Source organism: Sphingomonas ginsengisoli An et al. 2013, assembly GCF_009363895.1.
Taxonomy (GTDB): domain Bacteria; phylum Pseudomonadota; class Alphaproteobacteria; order Sphingomonadales; family Sphingomonadaceae; genus Sphingomicrobium; species Sphingomicrobium ginsengisoli.
The window spans coordinates 1,246,393-1,267,507 of record NZ_CP045434.1 but is presented as its reverse complement, the minus strand read 5'-3'; the positions used below and the strand labels follow the sequence as shown (position 1 = coordinate 1,267,507).

The window sequence follows — 21,115 nt, the reverse complement described above, 5'->3', positions numbered from 1 at the left end:
TCCTATCCCGCGCACTCCGGCCGCGCTAGCGTGGGGCCGTGGACGAGGGAGGATGAGCGTGGGCGTTCGGATCGGGTTGATCGTGTTGAACATGTTCGCGGCGCTGTGGGCTTACGCCGCCTTGCGCGTGGCGGGCGCTGGCCCTGTCGTGAGCCTGCTGCCCGTGCTCGTCTCGCTGGCGATCGTGGCGCTGGGCTGGCGTCGCGCCACGTTGGCGCCGGTGCGCGGGCCGCGGGTTGGGCGCGTCGTCGGCATCTGGACGGGGATCGAGTTCGCGGCGCTGTTCGTGGTCGCCAACGTCCTCGTCAACATTCATCGGCCCGACCTGATGCTACCACTCGGCGCGATCATCGTCGGGCTCCATTTCATCCCGCTTGGGCACGGGATTCCGGTGCGGCTCTATTACGGCACGGCCGCGGGGCTGCTGGTCGTCGGGCTGATCGGATTGCTGCTGGGGGACCCGCTTCGGTCGCTCGTAGTCGGCTTCGGCGCGGCCTTCGTGCTGTGGGTCACCGCGCTGGCGATCAATCGCGAAACCGCACTGGTCGAAGCCGCGCGGCCTTAAGCGTCGCCGCTCTCGTCGCCCAAATCCTGCGCGACATGGTCGGAGCGCAGCAAGCGGTCAATATGGCTACCCTCGTCGAAGCTCTCATCGGCGAGAAACTTCAGCTTGGCGGCATATTTGGTCCGCACCCGGTGCGCGACCTCGCGCTGGAGGAAGGCGGTGTTGGTCCGCAGCGCCTTGAGCACCGCCGTCTCGTCCTGGCCGAGGAGCGGCTTCACGAACACCGTGGCGTGACGAAGGTCGGGCGACATCCGCACCTCGGTAACGCTGACGAGGTGGCTTTGCAGCGTCTCGTCATGCACGTCGCCGCGCGACAGGATCTCGCTCAGCACGTGACGGACCTGCTCACCCACCCGAAGGAGGCGGACCGAGCGGCCTTCGGCGGTTTCCTGCTTACGCATCGGCGCCGGCGCTTCCGGACAGGCGAGTGAAGAAGGTCAGGCGGTTGGACGACGGATCGGCGATGGTGATCTCGCGCGAGCCCCACGGCATTTCCTGCGGCTCACCCGGCCGGCTGTTGCCATGCGCCTTGGCGCGCAACTCCGCGGCGTAAGCGACCACGTCGTCGACCTCGATCCGAATAGCGGAGCCGGGGGTAGCATCCCCATAATGCTCGGACAGGTGGATGATGCAGTCGCCGTGGCGGACGCCGAGATAGAGCGGCGCCCACTCCTCGAAGCGGTGCTCGAACACAAACTCGAAGCCGAGGAAATCGAGGTAGAAATCCCTCGTCCGCTGCTCGTCGAAGCTGCGCAACACCGGAATGATCGGACCAAGCCGGGCCATCGCCACCCTCTACGTCAGAGCGTACGCGCGCGCTCTTCGACCTCGAACACTTCAAGGTTGTCGCCAGCCTTGATGTCGTTGGTGTCAGCCAGCAGCACGCCGCACTCGAGCCCGGCGACCACCGAGCCGACGTCGTCCTTGAACCGGCGCAGCGAGCTGATCGTGGTCTTGGAGACGATGACGTCGTCGCGGGTGAGGCGCGCGGCGAGACCCTTGCGGATCTGACCCTCGAGCACGAGCAGGCCGGCGGCCTTGTCACGCTTGCCGGCCGGGAACACTTCCTGGACCTTGGCGCGGCCGACCACCGTCTCGATGATCTCGGGTCCGAGCTGGCCGCCCATCGCGTCCTTCACCCAATCGGTCAGGTGATAGATGACGTCGTAGTAACGGAACTCGACCTTGTTGCGCTCGGCCGTCTGGCGCGCATTGGCGTTGGGACGGACGTTGAAGCCGATGATCGGCGCCCCCGTCGAGGCGGCCAGCGTCACGTCGCTCTCGGTGATCGCGCCGACGCCCGATTGCAGGATGCGGACCTTGATCTCGTCGGTCGACAGGCGGTTCAAGGCATTGACGATCGCCTCGGTCGAGCCCTGCACGTCAGCCTTGACGATCAGCGGGAACTCGATCGTGGTCGAGGCGCGGTTGGCGAACATGTTCTCGAGGCTGACCGGCGCGGAGGTGGTCCGCTTGCGGTCGAGCACGCCCTGGCGATAGGCGGCGACCTCACGGGCCCGCGCCTCATTCTCGACCACGGTGAGCTTGTCGCCCGCCGACGGCACGGCGGAAAGGCCGAGCACTTCGACCGGCATCGACGGCCCGGCTTCCTTCACCTGGCGGCCATGATCGTCGATCATCGCGCGGACGCGGCCCGAAGCGGCGCCGACGACGAAGATGTCGCCGACCTTCAAGGTCCCGCGCTCGACCAGCACGGTCGCCAGCGGACCGCGGCCCTTGTCGAGCTTGGCTTCGATCACGGTCGCCTCGGCATCGCGTGCCGGATTGGCCTTGAGCTCGAGGATTTCGGCCTGCAGCGCGATCGCCTCGAGCAGTCCGTCGAGATTGGTCTTCTGGAGCGCCGACACCTCGACGTCCTGGACGTCGCCGCCCAGCTCCTCGACCACCAGCTCATGCTGCAGCAGTTCCTCGCGGACGCGCTGCGGGCGGGCGTCGGGCTTGTCGATCTTGTTGATCGCCACGATCAGCGGCACGCCGGCCGCCTTGGTGTGGTTGATCGCCTCGATCGACTGGGGCTTGAGGCCGTCGTCGGCCGCCACCACCAGCACCACGATGTCGGTGATGTTGGCGCCGCGGGCGCGCATCTCGCTGAACGCCTCGTGACCCGGAGTGTCGAGGAAGGTGATCTTGTCGCCCGAAGGGACCTTTACCTGATAGGCGCCGATGTGCTGGGTGATGCCGCCGGCCTCACCCGACTGGACGTTGGCGCCGCGGATGGCGTCGAGCAGCGAGGTCTTGCCGTGGTCGACGTGTCCCATGATCGTCACCACCGGCGGCCTCGGCTGCAGGCTCTCTTCGGTGTCGACGTCGGCGGCGGTGTCGATGTCGACATCGCTCTCGCTGACGCGCTTGATGTTGTGACCAAACTCGGTGACCAGCAGCTCGGCCGTGTCCTGGTCGATCGCCTGATTGACGGTGACCATCATGCCCATCTTGAACAGCGATTTGACGAGATCGGCCGCCTTTTCGCTCATCCGGTTGGCAAGCTCGCCGACGATGATGCTGTCAGGCACGATCACGTCGCGGACCTGCTTCTCGCGCGGGCCGGAGCCCATGTGCGCGCGCTTTTCCTTCTCGCGGGCACGACGCAGCGCGGCCAGGCTGCGCGCGCGGCTGTCGTCGCCGCCCGAGAGGGCGCGGGTGACGGTGAGCTTGCCGGCATGGCGGCGGTCGTCGGTGCGACCTCGCGAGGCCGGACGCGCCGGCTCGGGGCGGCGAACGGGCGAGGCGGGCTCGGGCCGGCGGACCGGGGTGAACTGCTGGCCGACCGGACGGGCCGGCGTGGCGGCCGCGGGCGCCTCGGCCGGAGCGGGCTCGGCCGGCTGCTCGGCGGCGCGCTTGGCTTCCTCGGCGGCCTTGCGCGCAGCCTCTTCCTCGGCGCGGCGATTGTCTTCCTGGCGGCGACGCTCTTCCTCGGTCTGGCTCTGCTTGGCGGTCTCGTCGCGGCGGCGCGCTTCCTCGAGCGCGGCCATGCGGGCCTCCTCGGCCTCGCGCAGCAGCTTGGCCTGCATTTCCTTGCGGGCAGTGATGTCGTCGACCGGGCGGCGCGGCGCAGCCGGGGCAGGCGCGGCCGGACGGACCGGCGCGGCGGGGGCCGGCGCAGCAGCCGCGGGCGGCGGCGTCTCGACAGCCGGAGCCTCCCCGGGGCGACCGAGGATGCGGCGCTTCTTGACCTCGACCACGACCGTGTTCGAGCGGCCATGGCTGAAGCTCTGCTTGACCTTGCCAGTCTCAACCGTGCGCTTGATGCCCAGCGGCGGCCGGGTGCCCAGCTTCGGCTTGTCGGTCTGGTCGCTCATAAATTCCTTCGTCTCAATCGTCAGCCGAGCCGTCGCCGGCGGCAGTATCGCCGCGGCCTAGCCCAGCCTCTCCTACAATGAAAGCGCGCCACCGGGTGAGCGCGAGCCCCACGCGCCGGGCGGCGGCGGGATCGGTCAAGGCCACATGTACCACATTTTCGCGGCCCAGCGCCATGCTCAAGATGGTGCGCGAGGCCGGAATTACCAGCCCTTCGCGCTGACCCAGTTCCTCGGCCCCGCCGACCCGCCAGGCCTGGTCGAGCTTGCGGTTGCCGTCGGTGCCGGCATCGGCGGCGTGGAGCAGCAGATGGACCTTGCCCGCGCGCGCCGCCTGCTCGACCCGGTCGGAGCCGTTGATGAGCGTGCCCGAGCGCGCCTCCATCCCCAGCCGGTCGAGCGCCGCGCGCTCGAGCTCGCGCTTGATCCGCTCGGGCAGATCGGTGCCGATCGTGAATTCCTGGGTCTTGAACGCCCGCGCCAGCGAGGCCTTCAACTTGCCCTTGGCGAGCGCGGTTTCCAGTTCGGTGCGCGAGACGCCGATCCACGCCCCACGGCCCGGAGCCTTGGCGCGGACATCGGGATGGACCTGGCCGTCGGGGCCGAGCACGAGCCGTACGAGCTCCTCCCGCGGCGCGGTGCGACGCGAGACGATGCAGGTGCGCTCGGGCGTATGCGCCTTTAGGCGATCATTGCTCGTTTTCCGCAACCGCGTCCTCCTGCGGTTGCGGCGCGGGCGCCTCGTCCTCGAACCAATGGGCGCGGGCGGCCATGATGATCTCGTTGCCCTGCTCTTCGTTGAGGCCGTATTCGGCGAGGATCCCGCCCTTGTCCTCGGCCCGCTGCGGCGCATTCTCGGCGCGGCGGCGCGGCTCCTGGCGCTTCTTCTGGATGAGCTCGTCGGTGGCGAGGTCGGCGAGGTCGTCGAGCGTCTTGATGCCCGCCTTGCCGAGCGTCACCAGCATCTGCTCGGTGAGGTGCGGCAGTTCGGCGAGTGAGTCCTCGACGCCGAGGCCCTGGCGCTCGGCACGGGCTGCGGCCTCGCGCCGCTCGAGCGCTTCGCCGGCGCGGCTCTGCAGCTCACCCGCGATCTCATCGTCAAGACCTTCGATCGAAGCAATCTCGTCGCTCTCGACGTAGGCGACTTCCTCGAGGCTGGTGAAGCCTTCGGCGACCAGCAGCTGGGCCAGCGTCTCGTCGACGTCGAGCTCATTCTGGAACATCTCGGAGCGCTCGACGAATTCCTTCTGGCGCTTCTCACTGGCATCGGCCTCGGTGAGGATGTCGATCTGGCTGTTGGTCAGCTGGCTGGCGAGGCGGACGTTCTGGCCGCGACGGCCGATCGCCAGGCTGAGCTGGTCGTCGGGGACGACCACCTCGATCCGGCTTTCTTCCTCGTCGATCAGCACGCGGCTGACCGTCGCCGGCTGAAGCGCGTTGACGACGAAGGTCGCGGTGTCTTCGGACCAGGGGATGATGTCGATCTTCTCGCCCTGCATCTCCTGGACGACGGCCTGGACGCGGCTGCCCTTCATGCCGACGCAGGCGCCGACCGGATCGATCGATCCGTCGTAGCTGATGACGCCGATCTTGGCGCGGCTGCCCGGGTCACGGGCGGCGGCCTTGATCTCGATGATGCCGTCGTAAATCTCGGGCACTTCCTGCGCGAACAGCTTCTTCATGAAGTCGGGGTGCGCGCGGCTGAGGAAGATCTGCGGGCCGCGGGTCTCGCGGGCAACGCGCAGGATCAGCGAGCGGACGCGATCGCCGACGCGGACCATCTCGCGCGGGATCTGCGCGTCGCGGCGGATGACGCCTTCGGCGCGGCCGAGGTCGACGACGACGTGACCAAACTCGACCCGCTTGACGACGCCAGTGATGATCTCGCCGACGCGATCCTTGAACTCGTCGAACTGGCGATCACGCTCGGCGTCGCGGACCTTCTGGAAGATGACCTGCTTGGCGGCCTGCGCGGCGATCCGGCCGAACTCGATCGGGGGCAGGGGATCGACGATGAAGTCGCCGACCGCCGCATCGGCCTGGAGCTTCTGCGCGCCCTTGAGGTCGACCTGCTTGAAATAGTCCTCGACCTCTTCGACCACCTCGACGACGCGCCACAGGCGCAGTTCGCCGGTGGTGGGGTCGAGCTTGGCGCGGATGTCGTTCTCGGCGCCGTAGCGAGCACGGGCGGCGCGCTGAATCGCGTCCTCCATCGCCTCGATGACAATGCCGCGGTCGATCAGCTTCTCGCGCGCGACGCTGTCGGCGATGGCGAGCAGCTCGGCCTTGTTGGCGGTGGGCGCGGCGGGCGCGGCAGTGGCCATGGGTATCAGTCCTCTTGCGTGAAGATTTTGTCGGCGCCCTCGGTCGAGAGCGGCGCGGTGGCGTTGATGAGCTTGTCGGTCAGCAGCAGCTTGGCCGACTGGACGGCGTCGAACGGAATGGCACGGACGCCCTTGGGGCTGGCGATGCGGATCTCGTCGCCCTCGATCCCGTCAATGGTGCCGGAGACCTGCTTGGCGCCGTCGACCTCACGGGCGAGCTTGAGGCGGGCCTCGTGTCCGGCCCAGTCGGCATAGTCCCGGCGGCGGGTCAGCGGCCGGTCGATCCCGGGCGAGCTGACCTCGAGCCGATAGGCGCCGTCGATCGGATCTTCACCGGCTTCCTCGAGAGCGTCGAACTTTTCGGAGATGCGGCGCGAGAGCGCTTCGCAGTCCGCGAGGTTCAACTGGCGGGTATCGGGCCGCTCGGCCATGATCTGCAGCGTCGGGTCGGTGGTCCCGCCGATCATCGCCACGCGCACGAGGTCGAAGCCCAGGCTCTTGGCCTCGGGTTCGATCAGGTCGTGCAATGCGGTCAGGTCCATTCGTCCTCGTCGAAAAGCTCATGCCCCCTCGGGACCGCTCGGGAACCCGGGCGGCCTCGCCAGCATCAACGATGTGAGGAGGAAGCAGCCATATAGGCGAGGGCCGCTGGTCAAGCAACCTGCGAAAGCGCGCGATTCTCGGCCCGGATGCGGATCGTAAGGACCGCCGCGTTGAGCAGGGTGAAGATCAGCCCGACCAGCGGCAGCCCGAACACCAGCGGGAGCACCGCGATCTCGCCGATCACCACCAGGTAATTGGGATGGCTGACGAAGCGGAACGGACCGCCCGCGACCAGCGGCGCGCCCGGCAGGACGATGATCCGCGTGGTCCAGCGCGGCCCGAGCGTCCGCAGCACCCACACCCGCCCCAGCTGTAGAGCCATGAACAGCGCGAACAGCAGCCAGTGGATCGGCCGGCCCGGGCCGAGCCACCACAGCGCCGCCAGCCACAATGTGTGGACCGCGACGATCAGTCGATAATGGCCCGGCGCGAACTCCTTCGCGCCATGCGCGAGCAGACGCGCGGTATTCTGCCGCGCCAGCACCAGCTCGGCCAGACGCTGGAAAGTGACGAACGCCATGATCGCGATACCCGGCCATAGCGGCACCCCGCTCGACCACAGTTCCTGCCATTCGCTCATGCGCGCTCCAGCAGCAGGCCGGCGCAGGTGAAGCCGGGCCCGAAGGCGGTCAGCAGCGTGTTGTCGGGCAGGCCACGTGCAAGCAGCCGCTGAAGCACGAACAGGACCGTCGGCGCGCTCATGTTGCCGTGGTCGCGCAGCACCGCGCGCTCGAGATCCAGGCTTCCGGGCTCGAGCTCCAGCGCCTGCTCGATCGCGTCGACGACCTTGGCCCCGCCCGGGTGCGAGCAGAGCCGCCCGATATCGCTCCACCGGAGGCCGAACCGGTCGACCATGGTGTGAATGGCGGGCGCCAGATTGTCGGTGACGAACGGCGGGATCGCGCGGTCGAACACCACCGCGAGGCCGGGGTCCTCGACCCGCCAGCCCATGATCTTGAGCGTGTCGGGCCACAATTGCTCGGCGCTGTCGCGAATGCTCGCGATGCCCGGGCCGTTGCCGCCAACCACGCAGGCGGCGGCGCCGTCGCCGAACAGGGCGGTCGCAACCAGCGCCGCGGGATCGTCGGTGTCGAGGCGGATCGAGATGGAGCAGGTCTCCACCGTGACGAACAGCCAGCGGCTGCCCGGCTCGGCGCTCGCCAGCCGCGCGGCGGTGGCCAGCCCCGACACCCCTCCGGCGCAGCCCAGGCCGAAGATCGGCACCCGCCGCACGTCGGGGCGCAGCCCGAACGTTGGCCCGACCCGTGCCTCGAGGCTGGGCGTTGCGATCCCGGTGGTCGAGACGGTCACGACCCCGTCGATGTCGCCCGGCGCCAGTCCCGCGTCGGCGATCGCCTTTCGCGCCGACTCGAGGAACAGCGCTTCGGCCGCCTCGAGATAGACGCGGTTGCGTTCCTCCCACCCGTGGTTGCCGGCGTACCAGTCCGGCGGGGCGACCAGGTTGCGCTGAGCGATGCCGGCATTGTCGAACACGCCCTGCAGGCGGTCGTAGAGCGCCTTGCGACCGGCGAACAATTCGCGGCCGAGCGCCTTGGCGGCGTCCTGGCTGATCGAAAAGGGCGGAACCGCGGTGGCGAGGCTCAGGAGGGGAACAGACGGCAAGCGCGGACCTTTCTACCGGACAGTGCCGGCGGGTCGGCAATGACATAGGTGTGCAATGCGAAACTTCTCATTACCAGTGGCAACTCTTGTGGCGCTGATCGGTGCCTGTTCCGGGCCCGCTCCGGCAGATACGGCACAAAGTCGCGGTCAGATGAACGGAAGTGGCGCCGCCCGCCCATTCACGGTGCAGCCGGTCGCCACTTTCTCGGGCCCGTGGGCAATGACCTTCCTGCCTGGTCGCGGAAATCAGGTGCTGGTGACCGAAAAGAAGGGGGCGGTGTGGCTGGTCGACGCCGGCACCGGCGCCAAGCAGGCGGTGGCGGGCGTTCCCAGGGTGGTGGCGCAAGGGCAGGGCGGGCTGCTCGACGTGGTCGCCGCGCCCGACTTTTCGGAGAGCCGCGCGGTCTATCTGACCTATGCCGAACCGTCGGCGAATGGCGGCAGCGGATTGGCGCTCGCCCGGGCGACGCTGGTCACCCAAAGCGGCGACCGGCTCGACGGCCTCAAGGTGGTGTGGCGCGATCCGGCCGGCGGCAAGGGCGGGCAATTCGGGGCACGGATCGCTTTCGCCCCCGACGGCAAGTCGCTCTTCCTCTCCTCGGGCGAGCGGCAGCGCTTCACCCCGGCGCAGGACCCCAGCCAGCCGCTCGGCAAGATCCTCCACCTGACCCTCGACGGCCAGCCCGCCGCAGGAAATCCGCTGGCGGGCAAGGTCGGCGCGGCGACCGTGCGGATCACCGATCCGCCCGAGGACACCGGTGCGGCCGCCAGCGCACCCACGCGCTCGGTCAGCTGGCCGGGCCCGAACCGCACCCCGGCCGAGACCTGGTCGACCGGCCACCGCAATCCGCTCGGGCTCGCCTTCGCTCCCGACGGACGCTTGTGGGAAATCGAAATGGGACCGCGCGGCGGCGACGAGGTCAACCTGATCGTCGCCGGCAAGAACTACGGCTGGCCGCGGGTGTCGAACGGCACCAATTACGATGGCCTCGACATTCCCGATCACCAGCCCGGTGACGGCTTCGAGCCGCCCAAGGTCTTCTGGAATCCCTCGATCTCGCCCGCGGGGCTGATCGTCTATTCGGGTGCGCTATTCCCGCAGTGGCGCGGCGACCTATTGCTCGGCGCGCTGTCGGGTCAGGCACTGATCCACGTCCACCTCAGCGGCGACAAGGCGCAGAAGGCCGATCAGTGGGACATGGGCGCGCGAATCCGCGAGGTCGAGCAGGGCCCGGGCGGTGAAGTCTATCTGCTCGAGGATGGGGCCAATGGCCGCCTGTTGCGGCTGATCCCCATCAAATGAGGCAAGGCGGTCCGGGCATTCCACCCGGACCGCTCGCCGACGTCCTAGTAGGAAGTGGTTGTGGTGCCCGTGCGGGCGCTGCTCGAATCGTGACCGCCGGCCTGACGCAGCAATTGCTGGAGCTGGTCAGCCGAGACGTCCGAGCGGCTGGCGTCGACCGAGACGAAGGTGCCGCCCTGACCGATGCGATCGCCATAATAAGCGGCGTCCTCATTGCTGACGCCGTGACTGGTCAGCAGGTCGGTGATGCCGCCCGCGGCCGCGCCGACCGCCGTGCCGGCAAGCGCCGCGCCGGGGATTGCCGTGGCAGCGATCGCGCCGGCCGCGGCGAGGGGCCCAACGCCCGGGATGGCGAGCGCGGCGACGCCGAGCAGCGCGCCGATGCCCGAACCGGCCGCAGCCTTGGCGATGAAGCTGGTCGGCTCGTCGTCGGTGCGGACGGTATCACCGGTCGCGTCGGTCGTGGTGACGGTGTCGTCGTCATGCTTGCCGACGATCGAAATGGCGCTGTCGTCCACTCCCGCGGAGCGGAGATCGGAAATGGCGCGCTCGGCGTCGCTGCGGCTGTCAAAGACGGCTGAGATGATGTGACCCTGCATCGAGAATACTCCCTCGGCGGCGAAGTTGCCGCGGTGACAGAGCGATGGGCGGGACCGGTTCGTTCCGTGAACTTGCGACCAAATGGTCCGCGCGCAGGTCAGCGACGGCGATAGCGGAGATAATAAGGCCGACGGCCCTCGCGGCGGCTCTTGGCGCCGTAGCGGGTCTGGATCCAGCCGCCGACGGGCTCGAGGAAGTCGTCCGGAGTTTCCGCCAGCCACTCGAACTGCGCGAGGTGCGCCGGCCGTTGCATCACCATCAACGTCCACTCGAGATAGACCGGATGGTCGGTCGCAATCCGGAACTCTCCGCCCGGCTTCACCTTGGCAGCGATGAGGTCGAGTGGCCCGTCGTTGACCATCCTTCGCTTGGCATGGCGCGCCTTGGGCCACGGGTCGGGATGAAGCAGATAGAGCATGGTCAGCGCTCCCTCGGGCACCCGCGCCAGCACCTCTAGCGCGTCGCCCATGTGCAGCCGGACATTGGCGAGCGGACCGTCGCGGACATGGCCGAGCGCGGTGGCGACCCCGTTGAGGAACGGCTCGGCCCCGATGAAGCCGTGGTCGGGCAACAGGTCGGCGCGGTGGGCGAGATGCTCGCCCGAGCCGAAGCCGATCTCGAAATGGAGCGGGCGGTCGTCGCCGAACAGTGCGCGCGCGGTCACCTCACCCTCGGCCGGCACCGCGATCTGCGGCAGCAGCGTCTCGACCAGTGCTTGCTGACCCAGCCGCAGCTTGTGCCCGCTCGAGCGCCCGTAGAGCCGGTTGATGGTGGTCGGATCGCCGGGCTTGAACGCGCTCATGGGAGAGGGCGGCTAGAGCGTCGGGCGGCCGCGGACAAGGCCAAAAGGCGGCCCCCCGGTGAACCCCGGATGACTGCCAAACTACGTCAGATGAACGGCGGAAACGAACCGAATTCGGCGCGTTGCCCTGTCATTACGACGACCACATCGAAGGAGTATCGTCATGCGTACCACCCTTATCGCCCTCAGTGCCGTCGCCGGGATCGCCGGTGTCGCCGCGCCAGCCTCGGCGCAGGCCTGGACTCCGATCCAGCAGCGCCAGGCGAACCTCTACAACCGGATCGAGCAGGGCGTCCGCAACGGTGCGCTCACCCGCGCCGAGGCCAGCCGCTTGCGCAGCGACTTCACGGCGCTCGCCCGGCTCGACGGTCGCTACAGCCGCAACGGCTATTCGCGTGCCGAGGTCGGCGATCTCCAGCGTCGCTATGACGCACTGTCGCGCCGGGTCTATGTGACCAAGCACAACGGCCGCACCCGCTACTAAGCAGGCGCCGTAAAACTAAGAAGGGCGGGGCCTCGCGGCTCCGCCCTTTCTCTTTGTCAGTTAAGCGCCGACTTGAGCTCGTCGGCGAGGTCGGTGCGTTCCCACGGGAAGTGGTCGCCCTCGGCCTTGCGCCCGAAGTGCCCGTAGGCGGCGGTCGGGGCGTAGATTGGCTTGTTGAGGCCGAGGTGGGTACGGATGCCGCGCGGGGTCAGCCCGCCCAGCCGCTCGATCTTGCCGATCGCCGCCTCGAGCTGGTCGTCGCCGACCGTCCCCGTGCCGTGCGTGTCGACATAGAGCGACAGCGGCGCCGAGACGCCGATCGCGTAGGCGAGCTGAATGGTGCAGCGGGTGGCGAGGCCCGCCGCGACGATGTTCTTGGCAAGATAGCGCGCGGCATAGGCCGCCGAGCGGTCGACCTTGGTCGGGTCCTTGCCGCTGAACGCGCCGCCGCCGTGCGGGGCCGCGCCGCCATAGGTGTCGACGATGATCTTGCGCCCGGTCAGCCCAGCGTCGCCGTCCGGGCCGCCGATCTCGAAGCTGCCGGTCGGGTTGATGTGATAGACGGTCTCGTCACTCAGCAGCGCGGCCGGAATCACGTCAGCGACGACGCGCTTCACGTAAGCGTGGAGCTCGGCTTCCTTGTCGCCTTCGTCATAGCCCTTGGCGTGCTGGGTCGAGACCACGATCGCGGTCGCCGCGACCGGCTTGCCCCCCTCGAAGCGCAACGTGACCTGGCTCTTGGCGTCGGGCTCGAGGAACGGCGCCGCGCCCGAATGGCGGTCGGCCGCCATCGCAGCGAGGATCTTGTGGCTGTAATAGAGCGTCGCCGGCATCAGGTCGGGGGTCTCGTCGCAGGCGAAACCGAACATGATGCCCTGGTCGCCCGCGCCCTCGTCCTTGTTGCCGCTGGCGTCGACGCCCTGCGCGATGTGCGCCGACTGGCCGTGTAGGTTGTTCTCGAAGACGAACTCGTTCCAGTGGAAACCGGCCTGCTCGTAGCCGATCCTCTTCACCGTCGCCCGTGCGGTCGCCTCGATCTCTGCGAGCGCTCCGTCGGCCCACTGGTCGTTCTCGTACACGCCCTTGCAGCGGATCTCACCCGCAAGGACGACGCGCTGAGTGGTGGTCAGCGTCTCGCACGCGATACGCGCCTCGGGATCCTTGGACAGGAACAGGTCGACGATGGAGTCGCTGATCTGATCGGCGACCTTGTCGGGATGGCCCTCGGACACGGATTCGGAGGTGAACAGGTAAGACTGGCGCATGGTTCTCCAGGGGCTCTGGCGGAGCGACAACGAGATATAAGGAAAGCTTTATATGACGCGCCTGTAGCGGCGTGATCCGTCGATGCCAACCGCGATCATCAGCAGCAGGAAGGCGAGGCCCAGCGGCAGGATGTTGCCGGTCCGGGAAAAAAGTGTCGGCGGCAGCACCGGGGGCAGGGCCGCGTCGATCCGCCCGGCCGTTCGCCACGGCAAAGAGCGAAGAAGCCGTCCGTCGGCGTCCACCAGCGCACTGATTCCGGTCGGCGTCGAGCGGATGATCGGGATGCCTTCCTCGGCCGCGCGCAAGCGGGCCTGAGCAAGATGCTGCGGCGGTCCCCAGCGGCCGAACCAGGCGTCGTTCGACGGATTGAACAGGAAATCGGGCCGGTTCGCCTCGTCGACAACCTGACCCGAGAAGATGATCTCGTAGCAGACTTGCACGCCCATCCGCCCGAAGCCGGGCAGGTCGAGCGTGCGCGGTCCCGGCCCCGGCTGGGTGTCGCCGATTCCCGGCGCGAGTTGCGACAGGCCGATGGCGCTCAAGAGCGGCCGCATCGGCAGATATTCGCCATAGGGGACCAGATGAGCCTTGTCGTAGCGGCCGAGGATCTGCCCCATCGGGGTGATCGGCATGACGCTATTGGTCTCGCCGACGATTTCGCCGCGAGCATTGGCGACGAGACCCGGCGCGCCGGTCACCAGCAGGTCGCCGGGACGGAGATAGGCCGCCGCCTGCGCCACTGCGGGGAGGGTGATCGGAGGTCTGCCCGAGCCGGGCTCGATCGCCTGGAACGGCACCGGCACCGCGACCTCGGGCCACAGCAGCAGCCGCGGCGGACCCTCGCCGCCCCACGACAGCCGGCCGAGCCTGGCGAATGCCTCCCGGTCGAGGCCCGGCCGCCACTTCTGTTCCTGCCCGATGTTGGGCTGGACGATGCGGATGGGGCGGGTGCCGGCGCCGACGTGGGATTGGCTAAGCCACCCGCCGACACCAATCAGAAGCAGCAGCAGTGCACTCCATGCGGCGGTCCGCTTGGCGCTCCCAATCGCCAGCCCTAAGGTGCCGCCAAGGATAACCGTCAACGCTGACAGCCCGTAGGTGCCAATCACGGCCGCCGCGCCCCGCCACCACGTATCGACCAGCGTTACGCCAACCGGATTCCAGGCAAAGCCGGTGAACATGGTCGCGCGGAGCCATTCGGTGAGCGCCCACGCGCCCGCCAGGGCGAGCACCAGCGCGAGCGGGTTGCGCTGTCCGAACCGCCATGCCAGCCCCGCTGCCAGCGCCGGGTAGACCGCAAGGTATAGGCTCAGCAGCACCACCGCGATCCACCCGTACCAGGCCGGCATCGCCGCCTGAAAGGTGAAGGCGGTCGCGATCCAGTTGAGGCCGATGACGAACTGGCCGACTCCGAACAGCCAACCAGTCAGCAACACCCGCCACAAGCCACCCGTCCGCCGCAGCACTTCGCACAGCCCGGCGAAGGCGAGCGGCATCAGCGGCCACCAGCCGACCGGCTGGAAGGCGAAGGCCGAGCCGAGCCCGAGCAGCAGCGCCGCCAGCGGCAGCAGGCGCGCGGTCCTGGGCGTCATCGTGCTGATCAGGCGTCCGCCGCCGCGGGATCGGGCGCGTGCAACCGCAGTCGGTGCATCTTGCGATCGTCGGCGGCGACGCTTTCGAGCCGCCAGCCGCTTGGATGCGCGACGCTTTCGCCCGGCGCGAGGATCCGGCCGGCGAGCATGAAGGCGAGACCACCGAGCGTGTCGACCTCGTCGTCCTCGGCCACCAGTCTCTTGTCGACCGCTTGCGCGAGTTCATCGAGTTCGCAACGCGCGTCCGCCTCCCACAGCCCGTCGTCGAGCTTGGCCAGCAGCGGCTGGACTTCCTCGTCATGTTCGTCGGCGATGTCCCCGACGATTTCCTCGACCACGTCCTCGATGGTCACAAGGCCCTCGGTCCCGCCGAACTCATCAACGACCAGCGCGAGATGGACCCGCTGCGCGCGCATCCGCGCGAGCAGGTCGATCACCCCCATGCTCTCGGGCACGAACAGGGGCTCGCGGATGATCTCGGCAACGCTCTTGCGCTCGGTCGCGTCGAAGTAGGCGTTGAAGACGTCCTTGATGTGGACCATTCCAACCACTTCATCGAGGCTTTCGCCGGTCAGCGGCAACCGGCTGTGCCCGGCCTCGGCGAAGATCTTGGCGAGTTCGGCCATCGAGCTGCTGCTCGGCGCGGAGATGATCTCGCCGCGGGTAACGCAGATATCGCCCGCGGTGCGGTCGCCGAAGTGGAGGAGGTTGCGCAGCATCTGTCGCTCGAGCGGGGACAGGTCGCTGCTCTCGCCGCCGCGATGCTCCTCGGCCTCGTCGATGACTTCCTCGATCTGGTCGCGCAGCGAATGGTCGGAGTCGCCGCCGAAGAACAGGTGGCGCATCCCGCGCCATAGCCGCGATCCGCTGTCGGGTGACGTCGCCATCAGGCAGCTTCCTCGACAGGATAGGGATTGGCGATGCCGAGGCGCGCCAGCGCCCGCGTCTCGCGCGCTTCCATGTCCTCGGCCTCGCCGTCCTCGTGATGGTCGTAGCCGAGCAGGTGCAGCGTGCCGTGGACCATCAGGTGCGCGGCATGGTGGGCGAGGGGTATCGCCTTGTCGTGCGCCTCGGCGGCGCACACGCCGCGCGCCAGCACGATGTCGCCGAGCAGCAGTTCGGGCCCGTCCGCGCCGACGTCGGTCAGCTCGTCGGCCTCGGCGAGCGGGAAGGAGAGAACGTTGGTCGGCTTATCCTTGCCGCGCCATTCGGCGTTGAGCGCACGGACTTGGTCGTCACCGGTCAATTGGACCGACAACTCCACCGCGCGGTCGAGGTCGGCGAGCGTCGGATAGCGGCTCTCGGCAATGGCGGCGCGGGCCGCGGCCTGGGCCAGTTCGGCCCAGTCCGGACCCTCGCTACTGTCCCACTCCGCGTCGGCTTCGAGGGCAATTTCGAGGCTCATCGCCCAGGCCCCTCGTAAGCTTCGACGATCCGCCCGACCAGCGGGTGGCGGACGACGTCGGCGGCACTGAAGCGGACCATCGAGATCTTGGGAATCCCCTCGAGCTTGCCGACCGCGTCGTTGAGGCCGCTTTCGACCCCGCGCGGCAGGTCTGTCTGGTTGGGATCGCCGCAGATCACCATCCGGCTGCGCATGCCGAAGCGGGTGAGGAACATCTTCATCTGCTGCGGCGTGGTATTCTGCGCCTCGTCGAGGATGATGAAGGCGTCGTTGAGCGTGCGCCCGCGCATGAAGGCGATCGGCGCGATCTCGATCTCGCCGCTGGTCAGCCGCCGCTCGACCTGCTCGTTGGGGAGCATGTCGTAGAGCGCGTCGTACAAGGGGCGGAGATAAGGATCGACCTTCTCCTTCATGTCGCCGGGAAGGAAGCCCAGCCGCTCGCCCGCCTCGACCGCGGGGCGCGACAGGATCAGCCGGTCGACCTGCCCGCCTATCAACATGGCAACGGCCTGCGCCACCGCGAGATAGGTCTTGCCGGTGCCCGCCGGCCCGAGCGCAAAGATCATGTCCTCGCGCGCCAGCGCCTCCATGTAGGCGGTCTGCACCGTCGAGCGTGGAACGATCGTCTTTTTGCGGGTGCGGATCATCGCCCGCGGCGCCGCGGCGACCTCGCTGCGGTCGTCGACGATCCCGTCGAGGCTCGGCTGGCGCGCGGCCATGCCGATCACGCTCTCGACCGCCGCCATGTCGACTTCCTGGCCCTGGTCGAGACGGTTGTAGAGCCCGACCAGGACGTCGCGGGCGCGCGCCGCATCGTCGGGCTCGCCCTCAATCTGCACCTTGGTACCGCGCGCAGCGATGTTGACGTGGAGCCGGTCCTCGATCGCGACTAGGTGGCGGTCATATTCGCCGAACAGGGGACCGAGCAGGTAAGGCTGGTCGAATTCGAGCTCGAGACGCGAACGGTCGGGAATTGCGGCGAGGTCGGGCTTGCGGGCCATCAGGCGGCCTCCGCCACGCGGACCAGCTCGCCGCCGAGGCTGTTCGGCAGCGCATGAGTCAGCCGCGCCTCGACCATCTCGCCGATCCCGGCGCTGGTCTCGAGGAACACCGACTGAAGCCAGGGCGACTTGCCGATCATCTGCCCCGGCTTGCGCCCCACCCGGTCGATCAGCACCGGCACGGTCGCACCGACGCAGGCCTGGTTAAAGTCAGTGCTATGCTCGGCCAGCCGCGCCTGCAGCCGCTGAAGCCGCTCGTCCATGATGCCCTGGGGGATCTGATTCTCCATGGTTGCGGCCGGGGTGCCCGGGCGCGGACTGTATTTGAAACTGAACGCCGCGGCGTAACGCACCTCGTCGACGATCCGCAGCGTTGCTTCGAAATCCTCGTCGGTCTCGCCGGGGAAGCCGACGATGAAGTCGCCCGAGATGGCGATGTCCGGCCGCGCCGCGCGCACCTGCGCGATCGTCGCCAGATAGCTGTCGACCGAATGGCTGCGGTTCATCGCCTTGAGGATGGGATCGCTGCCCGACTGCACCGGCAAATGGAGATAGGGCATCAGCTTGGGCACATCGGCATGCGCCTGGATCAGCGCCTCGCCCATGTTGACCGGATGGCTGGTGGTGTAGCGGATCCGCTCCAGCCCCGCGAAGGTCGCCAGGCGGCGGATCAGGCTCGCCAGGTCATGCCCGTCGCTCGCCCAGGCGTTGACGTTCTGGCCGAGCAAGGTGATTTCGCGCGCGCCGCCGGCGACCAGGTCCTCGGCCTCGGTGACAATGTCGCCGAACGGCCGGCTAATCTCAGCCCCGCGGGTATAGGGCACCACGCAGTAAGTGCAGAATTTGTCGCACCCTTCCTGAACCGAGAGAAACGCCGACGGACCCGAGCGCTTACGGCGCGGCAATGCGTCGAACTTGCTGATCGCGGGCATGTCGGTGTCGACACTGCGGCGGCCCGCGGCGGCCTCGGCGACCATCTCGGGCAGGCGGTGGTAGGCCTGCGGTCCGACCACCAGGTCGATCAGCTTCGAGCGCCGCTGCGCTTCGGCGCCCTCGGCCTGGGCTACGCAGCCGGTCAGCGCGATCAGCGGCTTGCTGCCGTCCTCGCGGACTAGCCGCCCGACGTCGCTATAGGCCTTGTCGGCAGCCTTCTCGCGGATGTGGCAGGTGTTGAGGACGACGAGATCGGCATCCTCGCCTGCAGCGGCGGTCATCCCGCGGTCGCTCAGCAACTCGGCCATGCGCTCGCCGTCATAGACGTTCATTTGGCAGCCGAAGGACTTGATTCGGAAGGTCTTGGGAGAGGTCATTCGAGCCCGCCTATACGGCAGCCGGAGCGATGCCGCTAGGAGCCAGCGTCGCGGCGATCGCATCGTGCGCGGCGCGGGCGAGCTCCTTGCGGTCGGCGCTCGGCGGCAGCGGCGCGAGCAGGTGGAGCGTGACCTCCACCGTCCCTTGCCGGCCGAGCAGGCGGAGGAAGTTGGCCACCCCCGTCTCGCCATCGGGCCAGCCGAACTCGCGCGCGGCGCCGCGATAGTCGATCGCCACCGCCCGCAGCGGGATATGCGCCGGAGGCGGGGCGAAGGCGCTGAGCAGCGCCGGCCGAAAGGGGAGGAGCCGCCCGCCGTCGCCAACCGTGCCTTCGGGAAACAAGGTCAGCGGCCGCCCCTTCTCGAGCGCGCGGCGCATCGTCGCCGCCTGCTCGCGGATGCCGTTGCGATCGCCACGGTCGACGAACACCGTGCCATTCTCCTCGCACAGCCAGCGCATGACGCGATGGTTCTGGAGCTCGTCCTTGGCGACGAAGGCGCAACCGGTCGCACCGGCGAGCATCGGGATATCGAGCCAGCTGACATGGTTGGCGATGAGCAGGCTATGCTCCGCGACCGGCGCGCCTTCGATGCTGACCCGCGCTCCGGCGAGATGGGAGATCCCGCGCAACAATCGCCGTGGCCAAGGCGACGGCCCGAACGAGCGCACGATCAGATGCGCCACCACGCAGACGCCTAGCCAGCCCAGCATCGCCGCCAGCCTCCCCGCGGCCCGAAGCGTCGAGCTTGGTCTAGCGGTCGCGGTCGAGGGGGACGCCGTAGAGCTCCATCCGGTGGTCGACCAGGCGGAAGCCGAGCTTCTCGGCGACCCGGCGCTTGTGAAACTCGAGCTCCTCGTCATGGAATTCGATCACCTTGCCGCTCTCGACGTCGATGAGATGGTCGTGATGTTCCTCGGTCACCGCTTCGTAACGCGCGCGGCCGTCGCGGCCGAACTCGTGCCGCTCGAGGATGCCGGCTTCCTCGAACAAGCGGACCGTACGGTAAACGGTGGCGATGGAGATGTTGGAATCGACCGCCGCGGCCCGGCCGTGGAGCGTCTCGACGTCGGGATGATCCTCGGCTTCCGAGATAACGCGCGCGATCGTCCGGCGCTGCTCGGTGATGCGCAGCCCCTTTTCCGCGCAGAGCGCCTCGATGTCGATCATTCGGTGCATGGGCCGCAAGGTAGGATGCCCGGGCGGCGAGGTCTAGGAGAGATCGTCACCCGGCCCGCGGCCGGGCGACGACCTCGCCGATATTACTTGGCGCGGGCGGTGCGCTTGCGCTTGGTGCCGAGCCCGATCGACTTGGCGAGCGTGCGGCGCTGCTCGGCATAATTAGGCGCAACCATCGGATAGTCGGCAGCCAGGTTCCACTTCTGCCGGTACTGGTCCGGAGTCATGTTATAGTGGGTCATCAGATGCCGCTTGAGCATCTTCAACTTCTTGCCGTCCTCGAGGCAGACTATGAAGTCGGGCTTGACCGAGGAGCGGACCGGAACCTTGGGCTCCTGCTTGACTTCGGGCACCGCGGGCTGGCCACCAAGACCGCTCAAGGCACCGTGAACGTTCTGAATGAGTTGCGGCAGGTCATTGACCGCGACGCTATTGTTGCTGACGTGCGCCGCGACGATGTCGGCAGTCAATGTGATCAGCGTGTCCTGACCGACGTCATTGTCATTCATCTTTTCATATTCCTAACCGAGGTTAAACTCGCGCTTCCGGATACATCCCGTCGTGGGGCGCGACCTAGTTTCTTTTCTTTGGCGTATCAAGTCTTGCAAATGAAGACTTGGCGTCAAGACTAGTTTTCGATCGCCATGGTCAAGGCATCGAACTGCTGGCCGTCAGCACCGCGGTAATATTTGCTGCGGCGCCCAACCAGCCGGAACCCGGCGCGGCGGTACAGTCCCAGCGCACTATTACCGTCGCGCACTTCGAGATGGAGGTGGCGCGCCCCGGCCTTGCCACCGTCCGCGATGAAGTTGTCGACCAGCGCCGTCCCGACGCCGCGGCCGCGCCACTCGGGCAGGACGGCGAGCAACAGCAACTCGGATTCGCCGGCGACCGTCCGCACCAGGCTGAAGCCGACCGGCGTGTCGCCGCTCAACGCCAGTGTCATCGCCACTCCGTGCATCGGCAAGATCCCGGCGCATTGCGCGCGGGTCCAGGCCTCGCCGAAACTGGAGTCGAACGCCGCTTCCATGATCCGCATCACCGCGTCGAGCTCGCCGCCGCCGGCCGGGCGCAGGCTGATCGACGTTGGGATGCGGTCGCTCATGCGGCCTTGGGCCGGGCGTCTGGGGCACGGGCATAGACCGGCCGCGGCGGAAGGTTGGCCAGCGCCGTCGGTAGTAGCAGGGCGTCCGCCGCCGCCGGCAGGCAATCGAGGGCCTCGCCGAACCCGCGCGCCGCGACCAGCGCCGCCGCGCCCGTGCCGACCACCAGCGGCGCATCGATCGCGGCCGCCGCGTCCTCAGCGCGCAAATTGAGGAGCGGCCCCTCGGCCGCCAATGGAGCGCGAGAAAACGACTGCAGGAACAGCTCGCCATGCCCGCCGGCCACCGCCGCTACTACCCGCCCGGCGCCGGGCGCCCCGGCGGCAAGCAGCGCAAGCGAATTGAACCCGCGCAGGTCCGCGTCCCAGCCGATCGCCAGCCCGTGCGCGGCGGCGATCGCGACCCGTAGGCCGGTGAAGCTGCCTGGCCCGCAGCCGACCAGCACCGTTTCCGGTGCGCGACCGCCGAGCATCTCCGCGATCATCGGGACCAGCCGCTCGGCATGACCGCGCCCGATCACCTCGTCGGCGCGCGCCAGCAACGCCCCGTCAGAATCGAACAAGGCGGCGGTGCAGGCAGCGGTGGACGTGTCGAGCGCGAGGATCATCGCCGGCCAGTTTGGCCACTGTTCGTCGTTCG

The 21,115-nt window shown here is 68.3% G+C and carries 24 protein-coding genes; 3 read left to right on the top strand and 21 right to left on the bottom strand.

Features of this window, described 5'->3' with window-relative positions; all coding sequences use genetic code 11:
- Positions 1 to 52 precede the first annotated feature (52 nt).
- Positions 53 to 565 (top strand): hypothetical protein, encoded by a 513-nt coding sequence (locus GCU42_RS06185; RefSeq protein ID WP_114226726.1) that lies wholly within the window; start codon positions 53 to 55, stop codon positions 563 to 565.
- On the opposite strand, the gene rbfA is transcribed toward GCU42_RS06185, so the two are convergent.
- The 8 genes from rbfA to GCU42_RS06145 all read right to left on the bottom strand — a co-directional run bounded on the left by rbfA (position 562) and on the right by GCU42_RS06145 (position 8,432).
- Positions 562 to 966 carry a 30S ribosome-binding factor RbfA gene (gene rbfA / locus GCU42_RS06180; RefSeq protein ID WP_114226725.1) on the bottom strand — a complete coding sequence of 135 codons (405 nt, stop codon included), beginning with the start codon at positions 964 to 966 and terminating at the stop codon, positions 562 to 564. The genes GCU42_RS06185 and rbfA overlap by 4 nt on opposite strands.
- Positions 959 to 1,351, bottom strand: coding sequence for a glyoxalase superfamily protein (locus tag GCU42_RS06175; protein ID WP_114226724.1), 393 nt, complete (start codon positions 1,349 to 1,351; stop codon positions 959 to 961). The genes rbfA and GCU42_RS06175 overlap by 8 nt, the downstream gene beginning before the upstream one ends.
- A gap of 14 nt (positions 1,352 to 1,365) precedes the next feature.
- On the bottom strand, positions 1,366 to 3,885 hold the full coding sequence (gene infB / locus GCU42_RS06170; protein ID WP_114226723.1) for a translation initiation factor IF-2: 2,520 nt from the start codon (positions 3,883 to 3,885) through the stop codon (positions 1,366 to 1,368).
- Positions 3,886 to 3,898: 13 nt separating this feature from the next.
- Positions 3,899 to 4,591: a DUF448 domain-containing protein gene (locus tag GCU42_RS06165; protein WP_114226722.1), complete on the bottom strand. Its 693-nt coding sequence runs from the start codon at positions 4,589 to 4,591 to the stop codon at positions 3,899 to 3,901.
- Positions 4,572 to 6,206 (bottom strand): transcription termination factor NusA, encoded by a 1,635-nt coding sequence (gene nusA / locus GCU42_RS06160; protein ID WP_114226721.1) that lies wholly within the window; start codon positions 6,204 to 6,206, stop codon positions 4,572 to 4,574. Before nusA ends, GCU42_RS06165 begins: the two co-directional genes overlap by 20 nt.
- Positions 6,207 to 6,211: 5 nt before the next feature.
- Positions 6,212 to 6,748: a ribosome maturation protein RimP gene (gene rimP, locus GCU42_RS06155; RefSeq protein WP_114226720.1), complete on the bottom strand. Its 537-nt coding sequence runs from the start codon at positions 6,746 to 6,748 to the stop codon at positions 6,212 to 6,214.
- A 110-nt stretch (positions 6,749 to 6,858) separates the two neighbouring features.
- On the bottom strand, positions 6,859 to 7,389 hold the full coding sequence (locus tag GCU42_RS06150) for an isoprenylcysteine carboxyl methyltransferase family protein (protein ID WP_114226719.1): 531 nt from the start codon (positions 7,387 to 7,389) through the stop codon (positions 6,859 to 6,861).
- A complete protein-coding gene (locus tag GCU42_RS06145; protein ID WP_114226718.1) occupies positions 7,386 to 8,432 on the bottom strand; it encodes a type III polyketide synthase in 1,047 nt (348 codons plus the stop codon). Before GCU42_RS06145 ends, GCU42_RS06150 begins: the two co-directional genes overlap by 4 nt.
- A gap of 55 nt (positions 8,433 to 8,487) precedes the next feature.
- On the opposite strand from GCU42_RS06145, the gene GCU42_RS06140 reads away from it, so the two are divergent.
- Positions 8,488 to 9,735, top strand: coding sequence for a PQQ-dependent sugar dehydrogenase (locus GCU42_RS06140; RefSeq protein ID WP_114226717.1), 1,248 nt, complete (start codon positions 8,488 to 8,490; stop codon positions 9,733 to 9,735).
- A 44-nt stretch (positions 9,736 to 9,779) separates the two neighbouring features.
- Here GCU42_RS06140 and GCU42_RS06135 read toward each other — a convergent pair whose 3' ends face one another.
- Both GCU42_RS06135 and trmB read right to left on the bottom strand, forming a co-directional pair.
- The gene (locus GCU42_RS06135) at positions 9,780 to 10,334 is read right to left on the bottom strand and encodes a general stress protein (RefSeq protein ID WP_114226716.1); all 555 of its coding nucleotides are present in this window, start codon (positions 10,332 to 10,334) and stop codon (positions 9,780 to 9,782) included.
- A 98-nt stretch (positions 10,335 to 10,432) separates the two neighbouring features.
- A complete protein-coding gene (gene trmB, locus GCU42_RS06130) occupies positions 10,433 to 11,137 on the bottom strand; it encodes a tRNA (guanine(46)-N(7))-methyltransferase TrmB (RefSeq protein WP_114226715.1) in 705 nt (234 codons plus the stop codon).
- 163 nt (positions 11,138 to 11,300) lie between these two features.
- Here trmB and GCU42_RS06125 point away from each other — a divergent pair, with 163 nt between their 5' ends.
- Positions 11,301 to 11,621, top strand: coding sequence for a hypothetical protein (locus GCU42_RS06125; RefSeq protein ID WP_114226714.1), 321 nt, complete (start codon positions 11,301 to 11,303; stop codon positions 11,619 to 11,621).
- Positions 11,622 to 11,677: 56 nt separating this feature from the next.
- On the opposite strand, the gene metK is transcribed toward GCU42_RS06125, so the two are convergent.
- The 11 genes from metK to tsaB form a co-directional block, all read right to left on the bottom strand.
- Positions 11,678 to 12,886, bottom strand: a complete 1,209-nt coding sequence (gene metK / locus GCU42_RS06120; RefSeq protein ID WP_114226713.1) for a methionine adenosyltransferase — start codon at positions 12,884 to 12,886, stop codon at positions 11,678 to 11,680.
- A 48-nt stretch (positions 12,887 to 12,934) separates the two neighbouring features.
- A complete protein-coding gene (lnt, locus tag GCU42_RS06115) occupies positions 12,935 to 14,479 on the bottom strand; it encodes an apolipoprotein N-acyltransferase (RefSeq protein ID WP_114226712.1) in 1,545 nt (514 codons plus the stop codon).
- Positions 14,480 to 14,487: 8 nt separating this feature from the next.
- Positions 14,488 to 15,366 carry a hemolysin family protein gene (locus GCU42_RS06110; protein ID WP_114226711.1) on the bottom strand — a complete coding sequence of 293 codons (879 nt, stop codon included), beginning with the start codon at positions 15,364 to 15,366 and terminating at the stop codon, positions 14,488 to 14,490.
- Positions 15,366 to 15,884 carry an rRNA maturation RNase YbeY gene (gene ybeY / locus GCU42_RS06105; protein WP_114226710.1) on the bottom strand — a complete coding sequence of 173 codons (519 nt, stop codon included), beginning with the start codon at positions 15,882 to 15,884 and terminating at the stop codon, positions 15,366 to 15,368. Before ybeY ends, GCU42_RS06110 begins: the two co-directional genes overlap by 1 nt.
- Positions 15,881 to 16,885, bottom strand: coding sequence for a PhoH family protein (locus GCU42_RS06100; protein WP_114226709.1), 1,005 nt, complete (start codon positions 16,883 to 16,885; stop codon positions 15,881 to 15,883). The genes ybeY and GCU42_RS06100 overlap by 4 nt, the downstream gene beginning before the upstream one ends.
- The gene (miaB, locus tag GCU42_RS06095; protein ID WP_114226708.1) at positions 16,885 to 18,195 is read right to left on the bottom strand and encodes a tRNA (N6-isopentenyl adenosine(37)-C2)-methylthiotransferase MiaB; all 1,311 of its coding nucleotides are present in this window, start codon (positions 18,193 to 18,195) and stop codon (positions 16,885 to 16,887) included. The genes GCU42_RS06100 and miaB overlap by 1 nt, the downstream gene beginning before the upstream one ends.
- 10 nt (positions 18,196 to 18,205) lie before the next feature.
- Complete coding sequence (locus GCU42_RS06090; protein WP_114226707.1) at positions 18,206 to 18,907, bottom strand: lysophospholipid acyltransferase family protein; 702 nt, start codon at positions 18,905 to 18,907, stop codon at positions 18,206 to 18,208.
- 40 nt (positions 18,908 to 18,947) lie between these two features.
- Positions 18,948 to 19,373: a Fur family transcriptional regulator gene (locus GCU42_RS06085; RefSeq protein ID WP_114226706.1), complete on the bottom strand. Its 426-nt coding sequence runs from the start codon at positions 19,371 to 19,373 to the stop codon at positions 18,948 to 18,950.
- An 83-nt stretch (positions 19,374 to 19,456) separates the two neighbouring features.
- On the bottom strand, positions 19,457 to 19,882 hold the full coding sequence (locus tag GCU42_RS06080; RefSeq protein WP_114226705.1) for a Ros/MucR family transcriptional regulator: 426 nt from the start codon (positions 19,880 to 19,882) through the stop codon (positions 19,457 to 19,459).
- Between the two features lie 119 nt (positions 19,883 to 20,001).
- The gene (locus GCU42_RS06075) at positions 20,002 to 20,478 is read right to left on the bottom strand and encodes a GNAT family N-acetyltransferase (RefSeq protein WP_114226704.1); all 477 of its coding nucleotides are present in this window, start codon (positions 20,476 to 20,478) and stop codon (positions 20,002 to 20,004) included.
- Positions 20,475 to 21,083, bottom strand: a complete 609-nt coding sequence (gene tsaB, locus GCU42_RS06070; RefSeq protein WP_114226703.1) for a tRNA (adenosine(37)-N6)-threonylcarbamoyltransferase complex dimerization subunit type 1 TsaB — start codon at positions 21,081 to 21,083, stop codon at positions 20,475 to 20,477. The genes GCU42_RS06075 and tsaB overlap by 4 nt, the downstream gene beginning before the upstream one ends.
- Positions 21,084 to 21,115 lie beyond the last annotated feature (32 nt).

Excerpts from the sequence above, each read along its gene's own strand:
- GCU42_RS06185 (WP_114226726.1), top strand. The coding sequence starts at position 53 with ATGAGCGTGGGCGTTCGGATCGGGTTGATCGTGTTGAACATGTTCGCG.
- rbfA (WP_114226725.1), bottom strand. The coding sequence starts at position 966 with ATGCGTAAGCAGGAAACCGCCGAAGGCCGCTCGGTCCGCCTCCTTCGG.
- GCU42_RS06175 (WP_114226724.1), bottom strand. The coding sequence starts at position 1,351 with ATGGCCCGGCTTGGTCCGATCATTCCGGTGTTGCGCAGCTTCGACGAG.
- infB (WP_114226723.1), bottom strand. The coding sequence starts at position 3,885 with ATGAGCGACCAGACCGACAAGCCGAAGCTGGGCACCCGGCCGCCGCTG.
- nusA (WP_114226721.1), bottom strand. The coding sequence starts at position 6,206 with ATGGCCACTGCCGCGCCCGCCGCGCCCACCGCCAACAAGGCCGAGCTG.
- rimP (WP_114226720.1), bottom strand. The coding sequence starts at position 6,748 with ATGGACCTGACCGCATTGCACGACCTGATCGAACCCGAGGCCAAGAGC.
- GCU42_RS06150 (WP_114226719.1), bottom strand. The coding sequence starts at position 7,389 with ATGAGCGAATGGCAGGAACTGTGGTCGAGCGGGGTGCCGCTATGGCCG.
- GCU42_RS06140 (WP_114226717.1), top strand. The coding sequence starts at position 8,488 with ATGCGAAACTTCTCATTACCAGTGGCAACTCTTGTGGCGCTGATCGGT.
- GCU42_RS06135 (WP_114226716.1), bottom strand. The coding sequence starts at position 10,334 with ATGCAGGGTCACATCATCTCAGCCGTCTTTGACAGCCGCAGCGACGCC.
- trmB (WP_114226715.1), bottom strand. The coding sequence starts at position 11,137 with ATGAGCGCGTTCAAGCCCGGCGATCCGACCACCATCAACCGGCTCTAC.
- GCU42_RS06125 (WP_114226714.1), top strand. The coding sequence starts at position 11,301 with ATGCGTACCACCCTTATCGCCCTCAGTGCCGTCGCCGGGATCGCCGGT.
- metK (WP_114226713.1), bottom strand. The coding sequence starts at position 12,886 with ATGCGCCAGTCTTACCTGTTCACCTCCGAATCCGTGTCCGAGGGCCAT.
- lnt (WP_114226712.1), bottom strand. The coding sequence starts at position 14,479 with ATGACGCCCAGGACCGCGCGCCTGCTGCCGCTGGCGGCGCTGCTGCTC.
- GCU42_RS06110 (WP_114226711.1), bottom strand. The coding sequence starts at position 15,366 with ATGGCGACGTCACCCGACAGCGGATCGCGGCTATGGCGCGGGATGCGC.
- ybeY (WP_114226710.1), bottom strand. The coding sequence starts at position 15,884 with ATGAGCCTCGAAATTGCCCTCGAAGCCGACGCGGAGTGGGACAGTAGC.
- GCU42_RS06100 (WP_114226709.1), bottom strand. The coding sequence starts at position 16,885 with ATGGCCCGCAAGCCCGACCTCGCCGCAATTCCCGACCGTTCGCGTCTC.
- miaB (WP_114226708.1), bottom strand. The coding sequence starts at position 18,195 with ATGACCTCTCCCAAGACCTTCCGAATCAAGTCCTTCGGCTGCCAAATG.
- GCU42_RS06090 (WP_114226707.1), bottom strand. The coding sequence starts at position 18,907 with ATGCTGGGCTGGCTAGGCGTCTGCGTGGTGGCGCATCTGATCGTGCGC.
- GCU42_RS06085 (WP_114226706.1), bottom strand. The coding sequence starts at position 19,373 with ATGCACCGAATGATCGACATCGAGGCGCTCTGCGCGGAAAAGGGGCTG.
- GCU42_RS06080 (WP_114226705.1), bottom strand. The coding sequence starts at position 19,882 with ATGAATGACAATGACGTCGGTCAGGACACGCTGATCACATTGACTGCC.
- GCU42_RS06075 (WP_114226704.1), bottom strand. The coding sequence starts at position 20,478 with ATGAGCGACCGCATCCCAACGTCGATCAGCCTGCGCCCGGCCGGCGGC.
- tsaB (WP_114226703.1), bottom strand. The coding sequence starts at position 21,083 with ATGATCCTCGCGCTCGACACGTCCACCGCTGCCTGCACCGCCGCCTTG.